This is a genomic window from Vibrio sp. 2033 (assembly GCF_033339735.1).
In genome coordinates, this window is record NZ_JAWOVC010000004.1 from 68,781 (window position 1) to 88,234 (window position 19,454).

Below are 19,454 nucleotides of genomic sequence, written 5' to 3' on the forward strand. Positions count from 1 at the left end.
AAGCATGATAAAAAAAGCTCTCCCCACCATTGTTGGCCTGTTTGCCTTTTCTCATGGTGCCTATGCCGATGTTTCTTTGACTTTGAAAGGCATTGATGGCGCTTTAGAAGAGAATGTCAGTGCGTATCTATCATCTATTCCAGAGAAGGATTACTCCACTTCTCTGCGTTTTCAAGCGAGATTAGATCAAAGTATCACTGAAGCGCTTAACGCGCTTGGGTATTATCATGCAAAAATTTCATACTCTATTCCTGAAGCGAATGATGAGTTAATTGTGCTCATCAAGCCGGGCTTGCCAGTGAAAGTGAAAGTCATGGATGTGGTCATCACTGGAGAGGCCAAGGACGATGAAGAGTTTGCAAAACTTATTGAGCGCTCTCCGCTCAAAGTTGGCCAAGTTTTGAATCAAGGCCAATACGACACCCTTAAGTCAGGCATTCGTAACTTGGCGCTTCAGCGTGGTTACTTCAATGGTGAGTTTACGCTAAGTCGATTAGAGGTTATCCCTGATCTGAACGAAGCTAATGTCCGTTTGCACTACAGCAGTGGAATACGTTTCAATTTTGGCGACGTTTCTTTTATTGGCAACCACATCTGGGAAGATCGTGTCGCATCATTACAACCTTTTAAAGAAGGGGACCCATACAACGTTTCGAAGCTGGGCGAGTTTAACCAGAAGCTATCAAATACGGAGTGGTTTTCCTCAGTTTTTGTTGAGCCTGAATTGGATAGGCTTGATGATGGCCGAGACTTGCCAATTAAAGTGTCTTTATCTCCTGCTTCGAAGAATCAGATCGAGACGGGTATTGGTTACTCAACGGATGTCGGCGTTCGAGGAACGTTGAAGTGGAAGAAACCTTGGGTGAGCTCCCGAGGACACAGTTTCAACACTGCTTTATCCCTATCTAAGCCAGAGCAAACCGTGACTGCTTCTTACAAAATTCCTTTAGAAGATGTCGCTAACGATTATTATCAAGTTCAATATGGGCTTAAAAACCTAGACAACCGTGACACACAGAGTATCGAGTCTAACCTTGCAGTGGAACGTCATTGGTTAGCAGGCGGTGGTTGGCATAATACCGTTTATGTTCGTCATTTGTACGAGAGCTTTACGCAAGGTTTACAAGATGATGAATTCAACTTCGTACTTCCAGGTGCGACATTTTCTCGGACTAGGGTTCGAGGGGGCAATATGCCAATGTGGGGAGACAAGCAAAGCATCACTATTGAGTATGGTGATACCGCTATGCTTTCTGAAACTAGAGTGCTCCGCTTAATTGGCTCGACTTCTTGGATTCGTGGTATTGGAGAGAATCATCGTGGTTTGTTCCGCTTAGAAGGTGGTGCGAATATTACCGATGAACTTGAAAAGCTATCACCGTCGCTGCGTTTCTTCGCAGGTGGTGACAATAATATTCGTGGTTACGGCTATGAATCTATTTCACCTGTGGATGAGAGTGGTGCTTTGACGGGTGGTAAATACATTGTTAGCAGTACATTAGAATACCAATATCGTGTTTATGGAAACTGGTGGGCTGCAACGTTTTACGATATTGGTGATGCGTTTAATGAAACACCAGATTGGAAATCAGGTGCTGGTGTTGGTATCCGCTGGGCGTCTCCGGTGGGCCCTGTTAGTTTTGATTTTGCATGGGGGTTGGATGCAAAACCAGAACGAGAGTTTCGTATCCACTTCTCATTGGGGCCTGAGCTATGATCAAAATGATGTTTAAGTGGACCAAATGGCTGTCGCTCAGTTTGATTGGTCTATTGCTGTTGCTCATCATTATTGTCGCGACAGTTTTGTTTACCCACCCAGGCCTCAAATTTGCCTTGTGGGGAGCTGAAAAAGCATTACCACAATTGCAGATTGAAAAAGTGCAGGGTTCATTGTTTCCTCGCTTCGAACTGCATAACGTCAGTTTTGTCGATGAGTCTTTGAATATCGACGCCAAAGTCGAGCGTTTAGCTTTGGCAGTGAACTTCCGCTGTTTCTTTGACCCTAAGGTCTGTGTCGATGAGTTAAGACTGCAGGGGCTTGACTTTAAGATGCCAGAGCTACCGCCAGCAAGCGAGGAGCAAGAGGAAACACCACCACTGCGTTCTATCAGTACGCCAGTGCCAATTTTTGTTAATAAAGTCAGCTTTAATGACATCAATGTCAATGTGCTGGGCAATCAAATTGATTGGCAAACATTCTCGACCGCTTTGTCGATGCAGGGTGATCGTTTGGTGATCGCACCTACCGCGTTGAAAGACATTAATGTGGCTTTAGCACCAAGTGAGGCTGAACCTGAAGCGGCTGCCGAGGAGCCGAAAGAAACTGACGTTACGCCGCAAGATATTGTGTTACCCGAAGTATGGATTCCACTGACGGTTGAAGCGCGTCGTCTTGATATTCACAATTTCAAACTGGCGGGTGAAACGCCAGTGATCGTCAATCATCTTGGTTTGGTTGCAAGAGCAGGCGGTGAACGTGTTGATGTCAAAACGTTAGAGCTCGACATGCCAGAAGTGGAAGGCAAGTTGAGCACACAAGTGACGCTTTCTTCTGATTACCCTATCAAAGCGCAATTGGACGCGTTAGTGAAGCAAGCGGATGCGAAGGGACAAAAACTGTCGCTTTCGGTCTCGGGTTCGGTTGGTGATTTGTCACTAAATGCTACGCTTTCTGAGCTTGTACAAGCGGAGATCAAAGGTGATATTCAACCGCTTAAAACACAGTTGCCGTTTGATGTCGCGATTAAAAATGTACAGGCGCAATGGCCGCTATTTGGACAAAGCGATTACCAGGTTTCTGTACCAAGCTTGGCGGCAAAAGGCTCACTTGATGGCTACGAAGTCGCATTAGAAACCAAAGCTTCGGGCAAAGATATTCCCGCCGTTGATGTCGCACTAAACGGCAAAGGTACGTTAGAGCAAATTGACCTCGAAAGCCTTGTAGTGAAAACCCTGGGAGGCGAACTCTCTGGGAAAGTCATGGCCAATTGGGCCGCGCCAATCAACTGGCAAGCTGACTTGAACCTGAAAAATATTCAACCAGGTTTACAATGGAAAGAAGCTGAAGGGGATATCAGCGGTAACCTTTCGACTTCGGGATCGTTAACAGAACAAGGCGGTTGGCAAGTCAGTTTGCCTAAGTTAGACATCGACGGCATTTTGCGAGGGTATCCGCTGAATGTTGAAGGGCAACTTGAAGCGTCTGATAAGAACGGCAAAGGCGAAGACATCCAACTTACCACTCAGGGTCTAGCGCTTTCTCATGGTCCAAACCAACTCAGTGCAAAGGGTAAGATAGATAAGCAAATTCTGATGGATGTTGAGGTTAACTTCCCTGATTTTGCGAAAAGTGTTCCGGATCTTGCAGGTAAAATGCAAGGTAAAGTCGCACTACGTGGTAGCTTGAAAGAACCAGACATCAATCTTGATCTCGCTTTAAATCAGATAAACTGGCAGCAACAGGCGAACGTAGAAACGATCACCTTAAAGGGTGATGTGAAGCCTCTGCCAGCACCAAAAGCGAACATAAGCCTAATTGCGAACAACATTACCTATGACGACATAAAAGTTGATAGTGCTGACCTTGAAGTCTCTGGGGATGAAAAACTGCATCAACTGACGCTCGATGTAGTGTCTGACCTGGTGTCGACCAGTTTAGAAATTGAAGGGACATTCCAGCAGAAACCAGAAATGATTTGGAATGGGGCGCTGCGCCGCTTGACGCTGAGCTCGCAACAAGGCCCGTGGGCGTTGCAAAAATCGACCGCGGTGAAGGTCAATATCGACAAACAGATCGCGAACGTTCAAGCGCATTGTTGGTTGCAAGCGGAGTCGAGCGTATGTCTAACCGAAGACATTAGTGTCGGTAAGAGTGGCCAGGCGAAGTTAGCTATCAATGATTTTGATTTTGACCAAATCAAACAATTCCTGCCGCCAGAAACCAAGCTGCAAGGCTCGGTTAATGCACAGGCTTTTGCTAAATGGGCACCAGAGAAAAAGCCTGAAGTAACCTTAAGTGTCAATATGCCAAAAGGCCAAGTTGAACAAGCGCTTGAACAGCCAATTAAAGTCGGTTGGGAAAGCTTCAACTTTAAAGCAGCATTAGCGAAAGACAAGCTTGATGCCGAGTGGCTATTTGATGTGAAAGATAACGGTGACTTGTCTGGTAAGGTTTCTTTACTGAATGTCTCGTCTGAAAAGCCCACTATTGATGGTAAGGTTTCACTCTCTACGTTCCACTTGGATTTCTTGGCACCGTTGATTGGTGAGTACAGCTTGTTTAAAGCAAACATGAATACTGACCTAGCGATATCAGGTGACGTCATGCATCCGAAGGTGAACGGCCAGTTCTTGATTGACCAAATGAAGCTACAGGGTGAAGTCACACCGATAGATATAAACTCAGGGCAGGTCGTCATCAACTTTAAAGGCCATCAAGCGGACTTGGATGCCGGAATTTTAACCCCGGATGGTGAGTTGAACGTTACCGGTGATGCCGACTGGCAGGACTTACAGAACTGGCGCACTAAAGCGCGTGTATTTGCTAAAGAGCTCAATGTTGATTTGCCTCCAATGGTAAAAATCAAAGTGGAGCCTGACATGACAATAGATGTGACCCCTCAGCTTGCGAAAATTGAGGGTGATATTAATTTGCCATGGGGCAGAATTGTCGTCGAAGAGCTTCCACCAAGTGCGGTAGGCGTATCGAGTGATACCGTTATTCTCGATAAAAACTTGCAGCCAGTGGACGATGTGGCTGCGATGCCGTTTGATGTGGAAACGAACATCAACATTAAAATTGGTGATGACTTCCAACTTGCCGCTTTTGGTTTAAAAGGTGGGTTGAAAGGGAACCTAAACGTGACACAAAAAGACAAAGGTCCTTTCATCGTTGGTGAAGTGAATGTTGTCGACGGTTCTTATCGTTCGTTTGGTCAGGACTTATTGATTAAAGAAGGTAAGATTCTGATGAATGGTCCACCAGATCAACCTTACTTGTCTATCAAAGCGATTCGTAATCCAGACAATACCCAAGATGATGTCATTGCGGGGGTACAAGTGTCGGGCCCAGCATCTGATCCGAGTATAGAAATTTTCTCAGAGCCCGCGATGAACCAAGCCAATGCACTTTCTTATCTACTTCGTGGTCAAGATATTGATGGTGAAGCTGGTGGTAATGCAATGACGACTACCTTAATTGGTTTAAGCTTGGCGAAGAGTGGGCGTGTGGTTGGTGAAATCGGTGAAGCCTTTGGCGTACAGGATTTACAGCTGGACACTGCTGGGTCGGGCGATGACTCGCAAGTGACGGTGAGTGGTTATATTCTGCCAGGTTTGCAGGTGAAATATGGTGTCGGCATCTTTAACTCCCTAGGTGAGTTCACTGTGCGTTACCGATTGATGCAAGACTTGTATTTAGAAGCGGTATCTGGTGTAGATAGCGCCGTTGACCTACTCTATCAGTTTGAGTTCGATTAAAGTGCTTTAACCTAAGCATACACAGTCATGACTAAGGAGTGGTTATGCAGCATTTGATTTTTGTCTACGGCACGTTACGCAAGGGAGAGTACAACCATCAGTATTTGCGCTCGGCGCAGTTTCTTGGTTTACATGAAACGGATGCTCAATTTGCAATGTATGACTTAGGCCCTTATCCAGCGTTGTCTGATGGGCAACGCTCGATTCAAGGTGAAGTGTATCTGATTGATGATGAAACCTTATCCGAGCTAGATAGGTTAGAAGATGTGCCAGTGGAATATCGCCGAGAGAGCATCGTTACGCCGTTTGGCCAAGCTTGGATCTACTTATATCAAGATACTGAGCAATTAACCGAAGAAATCGCTTCCGGAGATTGGTGTCAAAAGGTGTGAGCTATACTGACATTATCAATAGCAACGAGCTAAACACTAAGGAGTCACGATGAAAACATTCGTAATTGGATCAATGGCGTTGCTTCTTGCTGCATGCGCACAAACAACACTACCGACTTCGAATAATGTGACCGATTGGCAAGTGTTTGGTAAGCAGTCAGCTTTAGATGGATTACGGGAGTTATCTGAGGAGCGAATTGCGAAGCTGGATGATGTTAACCATGCGACGGCAGAACTGATAATGGCTTATCAAGCGGGTTACCAGCAAGGCAAGCAAGAGTATTGCGAGCAAAGTGCTTATATGCTCGGTGTTATCGGGCGGCCGTATTTTGGCATTTGTGATGATGTTGACCCCTTCTTTCAACATGACTACGACGCTGGACGAATGTCTTCAGCAGGCGCACCTATCTAGTTGACACAGGTAAGATGAAAGCAAAAGAGCTGCCCTAGAGCAGCTCTTTTTAATTTTGTATCAGCAGTGATGCTTATTTTTTCTGAGCTCGCTCGTAAGATTCTAGGATTTCAGCTTTGGCGGCAGCAACATCTGCCCAACCATCCACTTTCACCCATTTGCCTGCTTCAAGCTCTTTGTAACGCTCAAAGAATTGCGTGATCTGCGCTTTCAGTAGTTCTGGGATATCGTCCACATCTTGGATGTGCTCGTACTCTTTCGAGATTTTTGAGTGGGGAACCGCAAACACTTTTGCATCTTCACCCGATTCATCTGTCATCTTCAAAACGCCAACAGGACGGCAGCGAATGACTGAACCTGGCATGAGTGGGTATGGTGTTGGTACCAATACGTCGACTGGGTCGCCATCAAGAGACAGGGTATTGTTCACGTAGCCATAGTTGCATGGGTAGAACATTGGTGCAGACATGAAACGGTCGACAAATACAGCACCAGAGTCTTTATCTACTTCGTACTTGATTGGATCTGCATTTGCAGGAATTTCGATCACGACATAGATATCTTCAGGCAGCGACTTGCCTGCTGGTACATGGTTTAAGCTCATTAGAATATTCCTTTTCATTAACGATGAGTCACACAAAAGCGGCTTCATCTGATGATAAATTCGCGTTTCACTTTAGCGACAAAAACGCGGCAGGTAAACACCTGCCGCGTTGGACAAAGGTCTGAAATTATTCTTCGTCGCGGTGCAGTTCAAGGAACTCTTCAACTTTGCGAACCATGTTCTTCGAACCCACAAAGAAAGGTACACGCTGGTGCAACTCAGTAGGCTTGATGTCCATAATGCGATTCACGCCGTCCGATGCAATGCCCCCAGCTTGCTCAATGAGGAATGCCATAGGGTTACATTCGTAAAGCAGGCGTAGCTTGCCTTGTGGGTGGCTTTGTGTGCTTGGGTAAAGGTAGATACCACCTTTCAGTAGGTTGCGGTGGAAATCAGCAACCAGCGAGCCAATGTAGCGAGAAGTGTATGGGCGACCGTCTTCTGGCACGTTTTCTTGGCAGTACTTGATGTACTTCTTCACCCCTTGAGGGAAACGAATGTAATTACCTTCGTTGATGGAGTAGATCTTACCATCATCAGGAATCATCATGTTTTCATGAGAAAGACAGAAGCTGCCGATAGATGGGTCGTAAGTAAAGCCGTTTACGCCGTTACCAGTTGTGTATACCAACATGGTGGAGGAGCCGTAAATCACGTAGCCCGCAGCCACTTGCTTGTGACCAGGTTGTAGGAAGTCTTCTTCAGTTGGTGGAGTACCGATTGGAGAAACACGACGGTAAATCGAGAAGATAGTACCAACAGAGACGTTCACATCGATGTTAGAAGAACCATCAAGTGGGTCCATCAGTACTACATATTTGGCGTTTTGGTTGAGTTCTTTATTGAACGCAACTGCTTCGTCTTCTTCTTCACTGGCAACGCCACACACTTGATCACGAGCTTCAAGCGCGGCTTTGAACTTATCGTTCGCGTAAACATCGAGCTTTTGCTGATCTTCACCTTGGACATTTTCCGTGCCTACAGCACCAGTGATATCACCGAGACCCGCTGCGTTGATTTCGCGGTTAACGATTTTTGCAGCTAAACGAATGGAGGCTAAAAGGGATGATAGATCACCGCTAGCGTGGGGGAAATCCGCTTGTTTTTCGACAATGAACTCGCCTAGGGTGCGCAGTCCTGACATGGTTAATCCTTACATTTTCATTTCATTGGGGGTAGTGCGCAAGTGAGCATCTCTTTATGGATGTTAAACGATTGCGCTGGATGTAAGTTTAAGTCGCAGATCTTTTTAATGGTAATGAAGTAACTGTTTGAGATCTCAATTTATTTGTAGACTTGTTTGAGGGATTCATCAGTAAGCAAGAGGTTGTACAGTCTGTGTTCAACCTTGTCATATTTGTGAAAGGGACTGCAAGAAGAAGGCTAAAGTCACTCGCTTTTCAGGCGGTAATCGCGATAATGAAAGCATTAAAAAACGCATTACAAGGTTTAGCTTATGCACATTCATATCTTGGGTATCTGTGGCACATTTATGGGCGGCGCAGCGATTCTAGCGCGCCAATTAGGACATAAAGTCACTGGTTCTGATGCCAACGTTTATCCGCCAATGAGCACACTGCTTGAGTCTCAAGGTATTGAAATTATTGAAGGCTTTGACCCGTCTCAACTCGACCCTCAACCAGATCTTGTGGTGATTGGTAATGCGATGAGCCGTGGTAACCCTTGTGTCGAGCATGTGCTCAACACTAACATGCGTTACACCTCTGGCCCGCAGTGGCTCAACGAGTTTTTGCTGCATGATCGTTGGGTATTGGCGGTATCGGGTACACATGGGAAAACGACCACGTCGAGCATGCTTGCTTGGATACTTGAAGATTGTGGTTATCAACCGGGTTTCTTAGTCGGTGGGGTACTCGGTAACTTCGGAGTGTCTGCTCGTTTGGGTGAAAGTATGTTTTTTGTCGTTGAAGCGGACGAATATGACAGTGCTTTTTTCGATAAGCGTTCTAAGTTTGTGCATTACCATCCTCGCACTTTAATCATGAATAACCTTGAGTTCGATCATGCTGATATCTTCGATGATCTAGAAGCGATCAAACGCCAATTCCATCATTTAGTGCGAACTGTACCGGGCAATGGATTGATCTTAGCGCCGAGGCAGGATCAAGCGTTAGCGGATGTATTAGAGCGTGGTTGCTGGACAGAAAAGCAGTTTTCAGGTGTTGATGGTGACTGGCAAGCGCACAAATTAGTGCTTGATGGCTCAAAATTTGACGTTGCGTTGCAAGGCGAGAAGGTTGGTACCGTCGAATGGAATTTGGTGGGTGACCACAATGTGGATAATGCGCTGATGGCAATCGCTGCTGCACGACATGTTGGAGTCACTCCGGATCTTGCTTGCCAAGCATTAGGGCGTTTCATCAATACCAAGCGCCGTTTAGAGCTGAAAGGTGAAGAACAAGGTGTGACGGTTTACGATGATTTTGCGCATCACCCAACGGCAATTGAACTTACAGTCGGTGGTTTGCGTAACAAGGTAGGTGAAAAACGCATCCTTGCTGTGTTAGAGCCGCGTTCTGCCACCATGAAGCGTGGCGTACACAAAAACACACTTGCAGAGTCACTACACAGTGCAGATGAAGTCTTCTTGTTCCAGCCAGATAATATCGAGTGGTCTGTGCAAGACATTGCCGACCAATGCACACAGCCAGCGTTTGTCGATGCGGATATAGATAACTTTGTAGCCAAGATCGTCGAACGTGCGCGACCAGGTGACCAAATTCTAGTCATGAGCAACGGTGGCTTTGGTGGTATTCACGGAAAACTTCTTGAGCAGTTAAAACAAAAAGCCTGATTGATATGCAAAACAAAACACAACCCTCTCATAAAAAAGCCATCACGTTGGCATTAACGGGTGCTTCTGGTGCTCCCTACGGCCTTCGTCTTTTAGAATGCTTGGTTGCGGCGGATTATCATGTCTACGTTCTGATTTCTTCGGCGGCTCGTGTTGTGATGGCAACCGAGCATAATCTTAAGCTACCAAGTGGCCCAGAAGCGGCGCAGCAAGCATTAGTAGAGCACCTGAACTGCAATCCAAATAACATCACCGTTTGCGGTAAAGACGATTGGTTCTCGCCGGTTGCGTCTGGTTCTGCTGCACCCAAGCAAATGGTGGTTTGCCCATGTTCTGCGGGAAGCGTTGCAGCGATTGCGCATGGTATGTCAGATAACTTGATCGAGCGGGCCGCTGATGTGGTAATGAAAGAGCGCGGGCAGCTGTTGCTCGTGGTTCGCGAAACACCATTTTCAACGCTACATCTGGAGAACATGCACAAACTGTCGCAAATGGGCGTCACCATCATGCCAGCAGCTCCAGGCTTCTATCATCAGCCAAAGAGTATTGAAGACTTAGTGGATTTTATGGTGGCGAGAATTCTTGACCACTTAGGTATTGAGCAAGGTTTGGTGCCTCGTTGGGGTTATGACCAGCGCTCGTGAGCTGATTGTGTAACCACTCAAATACCTTTACAATCCATCCAACTCATCGGGGAGCAAACCCATTTAGCATTGAGTCAATCAATGCATTGGGGCGCTGAGACCTAAGTGTTTAACTAGGGACCCGTATTACCTGAACCAGATAATGCTGGCGTAGGAATTGAGTCTGGATATTGGAAGTCCTTAATAGCCGCCTCAAACCCTGTGCCGCTCAACTTATTTCTCTGAAATACTCATGGAGAGCGAGCAGTGAAACCCACTCTAAATCTGATTGCCTTAGCTGCAATCACCTCTACTTCAGCGTTTGCCGCTGAAAACACATTAACCATCTATACCTACGACTCTTTTGCCGCAGATTGGGGGCCGGGTCCTAAAATCGAGCAAGCTTTTGAAGCAAAATGTGGCTGTGACGTTAACTTCGTAGCGTTGGACGATGGTGTGTCGATTCTGAATCGTCTTCGTCTTGAAGGCGGTAATAGCAAAGCGGACATCGTATTAGGTTTGGATAACAATCTGATGGCAGAAGCGAAGAAAACCGGTCTGCTTGCCGAGCACAATGTAGATACGTCCAATACAGTGTTACCAAACGGTTGGAGCGACACGACGTTTGTACCGTACGATTACGGCTACTTCGCGTTTGTGTACAACAAAGAGAAAATGACTAATCCGCCGAAAAGCATGAAAGAGCTGGTGGAAACGCGCGACGATCTGAAAGTGATTTACCAAGATCCGCGGACTTCAACGCCGGGCCAAGGCTTGATGCTATGGATGAAATCTATTTATGGCGACGATGTGACGCAAGCGTGGCAGAAGCTAGCGAGCAAAACCGTAACGGTCACGAAAGGTTGGTCTGAAGCGTATTCCATGTTCCTCAATGGTGAGTCCGATTTAGTGCTTTCTTACACCTCCTCACCTGCGTACCACTTAATTGCGGAAAACGATTCGAAGTTTGCGACGGCGAATTTTGCTGAAGGCCACTACATGCAAGTTGAAGTCGCCGCCAAAGTGAAAGGGGCAAAAAATTCAGAACTTGCTGATCAATTTATGAGTTTCATTTTAAGTGATGAGTTCCAATCGGCGATGCCAACGGGTAACTGGATGTACCCAGTCACTGACGTTGAGTTACCTAAAGGTTTTGAAACTTTGAGTGTTCCAAGCAAGTCGTTGAGCTTTAGTGCTGATGAAGTGGCAAAAATGCGTAAGTCTTGGATTCGCGAATGGCAAAGCGCATTGACGTTTTAGCTGACGTTTCCACCCTCATCTGAATGAGATAGGTTTTACCTTTGAATTCTGTTCCAAAAATAGGTTTAGGGGTCGCGATGATCATCGCGACCTTTGTTATTTCTGCCCTAGGTGCTTTGATTGTTCAAGCCCCTTCACTTGATGTGTCTGTGGTATGGGGCGACCCGTACTATCAACATGTCACCAAGTTCAGTTTCTACCAAGCGTTTCTTTCCACATTGCTCAGTGTTGGCTTTGCCATTCCAGTAGCGCACGCACTTTCGCGTCGCCAATTTATTGGTAAATCATTACTGCTTAAGCTGTTTGCATCGACACTGGTTTTGCCGGTTTTGGTTGGTGTTTTTGGGCTGTTAGCGATTTATGGCAACAGTGGTTTGTTGGCGCAGTGGTTGCAAAGTTTCGACACTAAACTGCCATTCTCTATTTACGGTTTGAACGGCATTTTACTCGCCCATGTGTTCTTTAATTTACCTTACGCGGCACGATTGCTTCTGCAAGCCTTGGAGTCTATTCCTGCCGAGCAGCATAAGCTTTGCGCGCATCTTGGGATGAGCCATTGGGATAAGTTTCGCTGGGTAGAATGGCCGCGTTTAAGGCAGCAGCTTCCCCACGTTTGTGGGTTGGTGTTTATGTTGTGCTTTACCAGTTTTGCCACTGTAATGGCGTTGGGGGGCGGGCCAAAATCCACCACCATTGAATTGGCCATTTACCAAGCGATTAAGTTTGATTTTGATTTACAAGCTGGGGCGTTATTGGCGCTGTGGCAGATGCTGTTATGTGGACTGCTTGCTATTGGAGTGCAGAAGTTAACAAGGCCTGTTTCTATCAGTGCTGGAAGCACATCGGTACAGCAATATTTAACGAAGGATCATGGGTGGTCAAAAGCTTGGGATAGCTTTTGGATCATAGGTGCCTTTTTACTGGTAATACCGCCGTTATTGATGGTGTTACTGAGTGGCATCAACCAACAAGTTTGGACAGTATTAACCGATGAGCGTTTTTGGTTTGCGCTATTGAACTCCCTCAAAGTCGCCTGTGTCGCTAGCGTGCTTGCGGTCGCTGCAGGGGTGTCCATACTATTGACCAGTCGCCGTTGGCGGTTGCAGTACAAAAACACGCGAGCCGATCAGATAGAGTTAATCGGCACCATTATTTTGGTGACTCCAGGTCTGGTGATTAGCACCGGTTTATTCTTACTACTGCGCGCATTTACCGATGTTTTTAGCTTGGCATTTTTTGTCGTGATTTTGGTGAACGGTTTGATGGCTTTGCCTTACGTGATCAAAACGCTAGCGCAGCCAATGCTGCACATTGAACAACAGTATCAGTATGTATGTGCCAGCTTAGGCATGCGTGGCTGGCAACGGTTTAAAGTGGTGGAGTGGCAGGCGCTACGCAAGCCGTTTGCACATGCGTTTGCGATCAGCTTTATGTTTGCAATAGGGGATTTAAGTGCCATCGCACTGTTTGGTGGACAAGAGTTTCGTACCTTACCTCTGTATTTGTTCCAGTTGCTTGGCAGTTATCAGATGGACGCAGCTGCGGTGGTATCGGTGACCCTATTGTTGTTGAGTGTGGGCTGTTTTGCCTTGATTGAGAAAGTATTGAAAACGAAGGAGAGAGCGTAATGTTAGTGTTGGATGATGTGCAGTACACCTACCAACGTGAACTGTTTCGTTTTGACTTAACGATTGAGCAAGGACAGATTGTATCGCTGATGGGACCAAGTGGGGCAGGGAAGTCAACCTTGCTGGCGTTGGTGGCAGGATTCATCCATCCTGACCGTGGTGATATTTGTGTTGATGGTGAGTCCATTGTGCGTAAAGAGCCTTATCTGCGTCCGTTCTCTATGTTGTTCCAAGAGCACAATTTGTTTGCTCACTTATCGGTGCGTGACAACATCGGTTTGGGCTTACACCCAGGGCTAAAGCTTACGGTGGACCAAAATCGTCAGATTGAACAAGCCGCGCAGCAAGTTGGTGTTGCAGAGTACCTCGACCGTTTGCCAGAGCATCTTTCTGGTGGCCAGCGTCAACGTGTTGCCTTAGCGCGTTGTTTTGTTCAGCCTCATCCCATGTGGCTATTGGATGAGCCGTTCTCGGCGCTTGATCCGGTGTTGCGTGAAGAGATGCTGAGCTTGGTAAAAAAACTCGCAGCAGAGCGGGGAATAACCGTATTGATGGTCACGCACCATTTAAGCGATGCCAAAGCGATTGCCAGCCACTTTGTGTTTGTGGCAGATGGTAAAGTGGAAGCCGCGGGTGATATGTCTGCATTGAGTGAACAGCATGCTAGTGAGAAGCTTGCGGCATTTATCCGAGCAGCATGCTAGTGCCTGATAGTTGCTAGGTTATGCTTCTCCGCAACACAAACCATGCCGAGGTCCAAATTCAAATTGAGATCTTAAGCTCATGATATGGTCAATCATTGCTTGTACACGCCGTGGGCGGTTTGCTCCAGGACGATAGACTAAATAAATAGGCATTGGTACCGTGTGCCATTGCGGTAACACTCTGACTAAGGTGCCACTTTCTAGCTCTTGCGTCATGTTCTGCACAGGTAAGTTAGCGATGCCTAGTCCTTTAAGTGCGCCTTTCAATATTGCTTCTACAGTTGTACTTGAGAAGTTACTGGTTATTGAAACATTGACGGTATTATCGTGTGAGATCAGCGTCCAAGGCCCTATTTCTGAAACATATTGATACCTCAAACAGTTGTGTTTTGTCAGGTCTTCTGGCGTTTCAGGTACGCCGAACTCAGCTAAATACTCAGGGCTAGCAGCCAGGACTCGAGTCGTATAGCCTAATTTTTTTGCGATCAATCGATCATCAACTATCTGACCGACTCGAATTGCCATATCAAAGCCGTGTGAAAACAGATCAACAAAATCGTTCGATGCTTCTAACGCAATTTGTACTTTTGGCCATTGTTTTAAAAATGGCAAAAAGATGTGTTCCGCCATATACGCATCCAACGCTGGTGGCGCGGAAATACGCAGCCGGCCTTGGATCTGTTGTTCCATCTCCAGTACGTCATGGCCAATTGAGTGGAATTCCTCAACTAAGCTTGCAGCACGCTCTAAAACCATTTGGCCAGCTTCGGTGATCACTAACTTTCGGGTTGTGCGCTCTAGGAGTTTGGCTTCAAAGTGTTGTTCGAGTTTGGTTATGGCTTTACTAACAGTAGATTTCGGTAGGTTTAACTCCAGCGCGCACTTGGTTAAGCTCAGTAGTCGACAGCTTGTGACAAAGATAGAAAGCGTTCTAAAGTCAATTGTTTCTAAATTGCGAACAATCACTTTCAATTATCCATATTGTTTCAATATTAATCTGATTATAGTCTGGCACCTCATCCTTAGCCATCAAGTTATTGTCATTTGAGGTAAACAACATGTCCAACTCTGTAGACTTATTTTCTCCTATCGAACTCGGTCAATTAGCATTAGATAACCGTGCTATTATGGCGCCTTTAACGAGAGCTCGTGCTGGCGCAGACCATATTCCTAATGACCTTATGGTTGAATACTACGCTCAACGTGCGAGTGCCGGACTTATCATTGCTGAATGCACCATGGTGATGGAAGGTACGTCTGCTTTTATGGCAGAACCGGGCATTTACAACGAAGAGCAAATCGCAGCTTGGAAAAAGGTAACGGATGCGGTTCATGAGAGAGGCGGTAAGATTGTACTGCAAATTTGGCATGCGGGACGAGCTTGTCATCCTGATCTGAATGAAGGAAAAACACCTGTAGCGGCGAGCGCATTGGCCATTCGTGATGAATTAGTCCATACCCCTTCGGGTAAGCAAGCATATACGGTACCACGAGCACTCGAAGTGGATGAGATAGCTTCCATTGTTGCGGCGTTTAAACAAGGTGCAGAAAACGCCAAGAAAGCCGGCTTTGATGGGGTCGAGATACATGGCGCCAATGGTTATCTTATTGATAACTTCCTTCGTGACGGCTCAAATTTACGTACCGATGAATACGGTGGCTCGGTTGAAAATCGTGCTCGATTTTTACTTGAGATAGTGAAAGAAGTCGTTGAGGTGTGGGGACCCGGAAGAGTCGGTCTGCGTACATCTCCGCTAAATGGATTTAATGACATGAAAGACAGTGATCCAGTTGGTTTGGTGCGTTACTTAGCAGAGCAACTTAATTCTTTCGATCTTGCTTATTGGCACGTGATGCGTGCGGATCTGAAAGGCGTACAAAAAGCAGATGTTCTCAAGCCAGCACGCGAAAACTATCAAGGTCACTTAATGGCGAACGTGGGCTACAGTGCACAAGAAGCGGCAACAGCAATTGCAGAAAACAAAGTTGATGTGGTCGCATTTGGCGTTCCCTTTATCGCAAACCCAGATTTAGTTGAGCGATTTAAGAAAAATGCACCTCTTAATGAGGCGAAACCAGAACACTTTTATTTGGGGGGAGCAGAAGGTTATACCGATTACCCAGTGATGGCATAACCCTTACTTGTTTCATATAAAAAGGACGCTAATGTTAGCGTCCTTTTTCGTTTCTGTATTTACTTAGCCTTGCGGTTTTACGACCATCACATTGATTGGAGAATATTCCACAACCTTACTCGCGACAGAGCCAAGCATTACTTTATTGATTTTAGAGCGCTTGTGGCTTGGCATAATGATGAGATCAGCGCCTAAACGTTCTGCATAATCAAGAATGGTCGCGTAGGCCTTGCCTTCAGCAACATGCACTTGGTAAACCACATCTTCAGCAATATGCTCATTAGCGAAAGTTTTTAGTTGCTGCTTCACGTCTTGCTTCATTTTGGCCGCAGCATCTTTCGGAAAGTATGTGGCAACCATCGACATGTGAATACCAGGTAGTACAGTCAGAAGATGGATTTGAGCATTTGCTTGCTTTGCCTGCCAAACCGCTAGTTCAACCGCTCGGTCTGAAAAGCCTTGGTCATTTAGATCAACCGGAACAAGAATTTGTTTGTACATTCAATGTCTCTCATTAAGGCCCCTTTATCCTCGGGGCCAAATCGGTTATGCGCTCAATTGTTCCTTACGAGCACGACGTTTTTGGTTCATTGCAAGCACCAGCAAAATCATTAAGCATGGTACAAACACCCACTCTTTCATCGGACGGTCTGCATCCTGGATAACCCACTTGATTTCCCAATCAAAGTCGATACCTGCGGACTCTGCTGGACTACCAAATTCAACCATATCGACAATCATTTTGTTGTCACTTTCGGTCAGCATCAGACCCATAGATGAAATACGTGCGTCTGCTGTTGTCGCACTGTCTTCGAATGGAAGACGAACCGTTTTCTCAATGTAGTCGCCCTCAAGGTTTTCACCGGCAACACGTAACTCCAATGATTCTCCTACATTTAGTGTTTCCGTGATTTGAGCTACCTCAACGCCAGGAGAAAGAACTTTCGCTGGGTACAGCATGTCCCACCAAAAACCTGGACGGAAAAACGAAAATGTCAGTACTAATAATAGGACTGTTTCCCACCACTTGTTACGCGTGAACCACCACCCTTGAGTTGCCGCAGAGAATATCAGCATTGCAATGATCGATGAGATGACTGTGAGTGCCAAATGCCACCAAGAGTCGATCCCCATTAACAATAGCTGGGTATTGAACACAAACATGAACGGCAAAATAGCGGTTCGAATATCGTAAGTAAAACCTTGGATACCAGTACGAATTGGATCTGATTTCGCAATTGCTGCTGCTGCAAAAGCCGCAAGGCCTACAGGTGGGGTATCGTCGGCCAAAATACCAAAGTAGAAAACGAACAAGTGCACCGCTATCAACGGAATAATTAAGCCATGCGCTGCGCCGAGCGTAACAATAACCGGCGCCATTAGCGTAGAGACCACGATGTAGTTCGCTGTTGTTGGCAGACCCATCCCCAGAACCAAGCTAATGATGGCGGTAAACAGCAGCATAAGAATGATGCTGCCACCAGAGATAAACTCGACGAAGTCGGTCATCACTAGGCCGATACCCGTTAGTGTAACAACACCAACAACGGTGCCCGCTGCCGCGGTTGCAACGCCGATACCAATCATATTGCGCGCACCAGAAACTAAGCTCTCGGCAAGATCGATAAAGCCATCTTTGGTTTGCTGAAGCATGTCACCTTGCTTTGATAGCAGTGCAATCAACGGACGTTGAGTAAGCAAAATGAAAATCATGAACACCGTTGCCCAGAATGCCGAAAGGCCAGGTGAGAAACGTTCGACAGTCAAACACCAAACCAATACGACGATAGGGAGTAGGTAGTGCAAGCCTGACTTAACGGTTGGGCCAGGATCAGGTACTTCTGTTAATTCTGCATCAATCTCAATTGCGCCATCTTGCACGTGATTTGCTGAGACTTTCACCAACCCAACGTACGCGATTAATAGTGCGACGGTAACAATTGGTGTCGCGGCATCACCAAAGACGTCCTTTGTCCAACCCACTCCGTAGTAAACCAATGCGCTGATCACACACAATCCTAAGATTGTGCCAGTAAAGGACAGCAGACTTTGTACTAGTGTTGGGTTGTGGCGACGAGGAAGGCCTGTCATGCCTGCTTTACATGCTTCAAGGTGAACAATGTAAATTAAAGCAATATAAGAGATTAGCGCTGGAAGTAGGGCGGCTTTAATCACCTCAACGTAGGAGATACCGACGTATTCCACCATCAAAAATGCTGCTGCACCCATGATTGGCGGTGTTAACTGACCATTGGTTGAAGCCGCTACCTCTACCGCACCCGCTTTTGTGCCGGGAAAGCCAACACGCTTCATCAGTGGAATCGTAAAGGTGCCAGTTGTTACTACGTTTGCGATTGAAGAACCAGAAACCAGACCAGATAAACCTGATGCAACAACGGCCGCTTTAGCTGGACCACCTTTCATATGGCCAAGTAACGAGAAGGCAACTTTAATGAAGTAAGCACCAGCACCAGCGCGTTCCAGCATTGCTCCAAACAATACAAACAAGAAGACAAAAGAGGTAGAAACACCTAGCGCAACCCCAAATACACCTTCTGTTGTTAGCCACAAGTGAGACATGGCCTTGTTCAAGCTTGCCCCTTTGTGCGCGATAACGTCAGGCATGTAAGGGCCTGCAAAGGTGTAAGTAAGGAAAACAGCAGCCACGACCATTAATGGTGGACCAAGTGCTCGGCGTGTTGCTTCTAAAAGGAGGAGCATACCGATAACAGCAACAACGATATCAACCGTTGTCGGTGCGCCTGAGCGTCCTGCTAGCTCAGTATAAAAAAGGTATATATAGGCTGCTGAAAAGCTGCCAGCCAACGCGAGTATCCAATCAACAAGAGGGATATGATCGCGAGGAGAATTCTTCATCGCTGGATAAGCAGTGAAAGCCAAAAAGATCGCGAAAGTAAGGTGGATAGATCGCGCTTCCGTGTCGTTCAGTACGCCAAAATTGAAAATAAATGGTAACGGGGATGCGTACCATAATTGAAATAGTGACCAACACAGAGGAACAAACCAAAGGATTCGTCCTTGCATTCCCGAAGGGCTACGTGCACCTGTGTCTGCCTGAGCCACCATTTCTTGCACATCTTGTGACGGAGCTTGATTCGTCGCCATGTACTTTTTCCTTATTATTGATGGTCCTGTCTGATTTTTATCGAGAACCACACTTCGCCTCTATCAGTGTAGTGAATGGAGCGAAGTTTGCTTTCGAGTATTTTGCTGCCTGAACTCAAAGTGTTGATTGTTGGATACTCTGTTAGGCGGCGTTTAAGTTTTCTTGGGTATGAGCTCGCAGTTTTCAGAAGAAAACTGGCGAATGAAGCATACAGTTAGAGCGTGCTACAACCTGTATGCTCAAACAGGCAGAAAATATTCTTTCCTGCCTGTATGT

15 protein-coding genes and 1 riboswitch are annotated in these 19,454 nt (G+C 46.3%); of the genes, 10 read left to right on the top strand and 5 right to left on the bottom strand.

The genetic code is table 11. The features are described from left to right. Positions 1–4 precede the first annotated feature (4 nt). Genes tamA through R7P74_RS07925 form a run of 4 tightly spaced genes read left to right on the top strand, consistent with a single transcriptional unit; the run spans position 5 to position 6,282 of the window. On the top strand, positions 5–1,717 hold the full coding sequence (gene tamA, locus R7P74_RS07910; RefSeq protein WP_318122792.1) for an autotransporter assembly complex protein TamA: 1,713 nt from the start codon (positions 5–7) through the stop codon (positions 1,715–1,717). After that, a complete protein-coding gene (tamB, locus tag R7P74_RS07915) occupies positions 1,714–5,478 on the top strand; it encodes an autotransporter assembly complex protein TamB (RefSeq protein ID WP_262635644.1) in 3,765 nt (1,254 codons plus the stop codon). Before tamA ends, tamB begins: the two co-directional genes overlap by 4 nt. Positions 5,479–5,522: 44 nt before the next feature. Then, positions 5,523–5,870, top strand: a complete 348-nt coding sequence (locus tag R7P74_RS07920) for a gamma-glutamylcyclotransferase family protein (RefSeq protein WP_033906019.1) — start codon at positions 5,523–5,525, stop codon at positions 5,868–5,870. 49 nt (positions 5,871–5,919) lie between these two features. Continuing rightward, positions 5,920–6,282 (top strand): DUF2799 domain-containing protein, encoded by a 363-nt coding sequence (locus R7P74_RS07925; protein WP_005379633.1) that lies wholly within the window; start codon positions 5,920–5,922, stop codon positions 6,280–6,282. Between the two features lie 73 nt (positions 6,283–6,355). Here the strand turns inward: R7P74_RS07925 and ppa are convergent, their stop codons facing one another. Together ppa and fbp are read right to left on the bottom strand one after the other, a co-directional pair. After that, entirely contained in the window at positions 6,356–6,886 is a 531-nt protein-coding gene (gene ppa / locus R7P74_RS07930; protein ID WP_005379635.1) for an inorganic diphosphatase, read from the bottom strand. A 127-nt stretch (positions 6,887–7,013) separates the two neighbouring features. Beyond that, complete coding sequence (gene fbp, locus R7P74_RS07935) at positions 7,014–8,030, bottom strand: class 1 fructose-bisphosphatase (RefSeq protein WP_005383114.1); 1,017 nt, start codon at positions 8,028–8,030, stop codon at positions 7,014–7,016. A 312-nt stretch (positions 8,031–8,342) separates the two neighbouring features. Between fbp and mpl the strand changes: the two genes are divergently transcribed. The 5 genes from mpl to thiQ all read left to right on the top strand — a co-directional run bounded on the left by mpl (position 8,343) and on the right by thiQ (position 13,916). Next, entirely contained in the window at positions 8,343–9,701 is a 1,359-nt protein-coding gene (mpl, locus tag R7P74_RS07940; RefSeq protein WP_064353586.1) for a UDP-N-acetylmuramate:L-alanyl-gamma-D-glutamyl-meso-diaminopimelate ligase, read from the top strand. A gap of 5 nt (positions 9,702–9,706) precedes the next feature. After that, positions 9,707–10,345: a flavin prenyltransferase UbiX gene (locus tag R7P74_RS07945; protein ID WP_025768362.1), complete on the top strand. Its 639-nt coding sequence runs from the start codon at positions 9,707–9,709 to the stop codon at positions 10,343–10,345. A gap of 37 nt (positions 10,346–10,382) precedes the next feature. After that, positions 10,383–10,519, top strand: a riboswitch (TPP riboswitch). 72 nt (positions 10,520–10,591) lie between these two features. Next, complete coding sequence (thiB, locus tag R7P74_RS07950) at positions 10,592–11,584, top strand: thiamine ABC transporter substrate binding subunit (protein WP_136976964.1); 993 nt, start codon at positions 10,592–10,594, stop codon at positions 11,582–11,584. A gap of 41 nt (positions 11,585–11,625) precedes the next feature. After that, positions 11,626–13,212, top strand: coding sequence for a thiamine/thiamine pyrophosphate ABC transporter permease ThiP (thiP, locus tag R7P74_RS07955; protein WP_136976965.1), 1,587 nt, complete (start codon positions 11,626–11,628; stop codon positions 13,210–13,212). Further along, positions 13,212–13,916, top strand: coding sequence for a thiamine ABC transporter ATP-binding protein (gene thiQ / locus R7P74_RS07960; protein WP_005379648.1), 705 nt, complete (start codon positions 13,212–13,214; stop codon positions 13,914–13,916). The genes thiP and thiQ overlap by 1 nt, the downstream gene beginning before the upstream one ends. A gap of 18 nt (positions 13,917–13,934) precedes the next feature. Here the strand turns inward: thiQ and R7P74_RS07965 are convergent, their stop codons facing one another. Further along, on the bottom strand, positions 13,935–14,882 hold the full coding sequence (locus R7P74_RS07965; protein WP_042522435.1) for a LysR family transcriptional regulator: 948 nt from the start codon (positions 14,880–14,882) through the stop codon (positions 13,935–13,937). Between the two features lie 92 nt (positions 14,883–14,974). Here R7P74_RS07965 and R7P74_RS07970 point away from each other — a divergent pair, with 92 nt between their 5' ends. Beyond that, entirely contained in the window at positions 14,975–16,051 is a 1,077-nt protein-coding gene (locus R7P74_RS07970) for an alkene reductase (RefSeq protein WP_025768366.1), read from the top strand. Between the two features lie 63 nt (positions 16,052–16,114). Here R7P74_RS07970 and R7P74_RS07975 read toward each other — a convergent pair whose 3' ends face one another. Together R7P74_RS07975 and R7P74_RS07980 are read right to left on the bottom strand one after the other, a co-directional pair. Beyond that, complete coding sequence (locus R7P74_RS07975) at positions 16,115–16,552, bottom strand: universal stress protein (protein ID WP_005379654.1); 438 nt, start codon at positions 16,550–16,552, stop codon at positions 16,115–16,117. Positions 16,553–16,597: 45 nt separating this feature from the next. Next, entirely contained in the window at positions 16,598–19,177 is a 2,580-nt protein-coding gene (locus R7P74_RS07980; protein WP_213886519.1) for a TRAP transporter permease, read from the bottom strand. Positions 19,178–19,454: the final 277 nt, after the last annotated feature.

What these genes read in the sequence shown, in the direction of transcription:
- R7P74_RS07975 (WP_005379654.1), bottom strand. Translation starts at nt 16,552, where the DNA reads ATGTACAAACAAATTCTTGTTCCGGTTGATCTAAATGACCAAGGCTTT.
- R7P74_RS07945 (WP_025768362.1), top strand. Translation starts at nt 9,707, where the DNA reads ATGCAAAACAAAACACAACCCTCTCATAAAAAAGCCATCACGTTGGCA.
- fbp (WP_005383114.1), bottom strand. Translation starts at nt 8,030, where the DNA reads ATGTCAGGACTGCGCACCCTAGGCGAGTTCATTGTCGAAAAACAAGCG.
- R7P74_RS07970 (WP_025768366.1), top strand. Translation starts at nt 14,975, where the DNA reads ATGTCCAACTCTGTAGACTTATTTTCTCCTATCGAACTCGGTCAATTA.
- mpl (WP_064353586.1), top strand. Translation starts at nt 8,343, where the DNA reads ATGCACATTCATATCTTGGGTATCTGTGGCACATTTATGGGCGGCGCA.
- thiQ (WP_005379648.1), top strand. Translation starts at nt 13,212, where the DNA reads ATGTTAGTGTTGGATGATGTGCAGTACACCTACCAACGTGAACTGTTT.
- R7P74_RS07980 (WP_213886519.1), bottom strand. Translation starts at nt 19,177, where the DNA reads ATGGCGACGAATCAAGCTCCGTCACAAGATGTGCAAGAAATGGTGGCT.
- ppa (WP_005379635.1), bottom strand. Translation starts at nt 6,886, where the DNA reads ATGAGCTTAAACCATGTACCAGCAGGCAAGTCGCTGCCTGAAGATATC.
- R7P74_RS07925 (WP_005379633.1), top strand. Translation starts at nt 5,920, where the DNA reads ATGAAAACATTCGTAATTGGATCAATGGCGTTGCTTCTTGCTGCATGC.
- R7P74_RS07920 (WP_033906019.1), top strand. Translation starts at nt 5,523, where the DNA reads ATGCAGCATTTGATTTTTGTCTACGGCACGTTACGCAAGGGAGAGTAC.
- tamB (WP_262635644.1), top strand. Translation starts at nt 1,714, where the DNA reads ATGATCAAAATGATGTTTAAGTGGACCAAATGGCTGTCGCTCAGTTTG.
- tamA (WP_318122792.1), top strand. Translation starts at nt 5, where the DNA reads ATGATAAAAAAAGCTCTCCCCACCATTGTTGGCCTGTTTGCCTTTTCT.